The organism is Paenibacillus sp. P4_A7, from assembly GCF_056402455.1.
This window is the reverse complement of sequence record NZ_JBFUHJ010000790.1, coordinates 1-1,212: the sequence shown is the minus strand read 5'-3', so window position 1 is coordinate 1,212 and position 1,212 is coordinate 1. Positions and strand designations below refer to the sequence as shown.

The following is a 1,212-nucleotide window of genomic DNA, read 5'->3' as shown; positions in this document are numbered from 1 at the left end:
CCTCCTGGCATTCCACCATAGATAACTGAATGTCCCCCGTGAAGGGCTCGTTCTAATAGCTGAATACCATTGTGTTCCCCATCTTCTAGATCAAAATTTGCGACCAAGAAATGAGGCTATGGTCACAGCACTCCATGCTTCCGCATTTGAAATAATGAAACACCTACCACCAACTTCAACCCTTGTCTCTTCATTCAAAGATGCAATATAGGCTGCAACAAAGTCTCCTACTTGATTTCTAAAAAATGTTTCAATCTTAAGCTGAGTTTTCTTCAAGGAAAATACTTCGTCAAGTTTCTCACAAGCTTCACCTCGATTTATGAGAAATACATCTGATGTAAGCGGTGGGGAGTCTAAAATAGTTTTTAAGTTACTCCAGTACTGCTCTGCAGGAAGAATATTCATTCCATGGGAACTGATTGGTTCTAGAGAAACATTCACATTCGCACTTTGTGTACTGTTTGGGGGATTACCTACATTTAAAAAAAAAGGGTATTCTTGTTGGCGGTTCCACACCTCTTGCCGTGGGTCATACTCAAATGGAATCTGTGTTGCCGACCGATCTTCTTTATTTATTTTCACGAGTCCGAAATTATTTCTATACTGATCTCCTACGTAAGAAGCTCCACCTTGAATCACAAACGCTTTACCATTTACACGGCTTGGAGCCTCAGGTGCAGTATGAACATGCCCTGAGAAAATTAAATGGCTACGCTCAGCTAAATACCTATATGCTGCAGGACGCTCTTTGTAGGTACCCTGATCTCCATCAGTTAGCCAGCCTTTAGGGTGATGTACCACAGCCAAAGTAAGAGGTGCTTTATCGTAGTCTTCTTTTCCAAATAACTGGCCTTTCGATACCATAAGTTGTAGTTGAGGTAGCCCGAGCCATAACTTCCCGCGGTCATTATTGTCACGGCAGAACCATGCAGAATTAAGAACTAAGAAATTTAGTCCTTCAATTTCTCGTACCCCTGCCAAATATGAAACACCTTCACCAATTTGCAGTGGACCAATTGGGAATTCTGCACAGAATGCATTGTAGTGATTAAATGTCCTAACAAAATTAGCCCAGGACTCAACTCGCAGCCACTGGTCTGCATCTCTTGCTTCTGTTGGAGGAGTCATACCCACTGTTTCTGAACGTTGGATATCATGATTACCAGCGCATACAACGAGATGCGATGAATCTAGTTCCAATGTATCCAAAAG

General features: G+C 42.1%; 1 protein-coding gene. It reads right to left on the bottom strand.

The window, feature by feature from the left end:
* Nucleotides 1-90 precede the first annotated feature (90 nt).
* Nucleotides 91-1,212 (bottom strand): metallophosphoesterase family protein (locus AC1DWN_RS34020; RefSeq protein ID WP_477563228.1); only part of this gene is annotated, 1,122 nt, incomplete at its 5' end.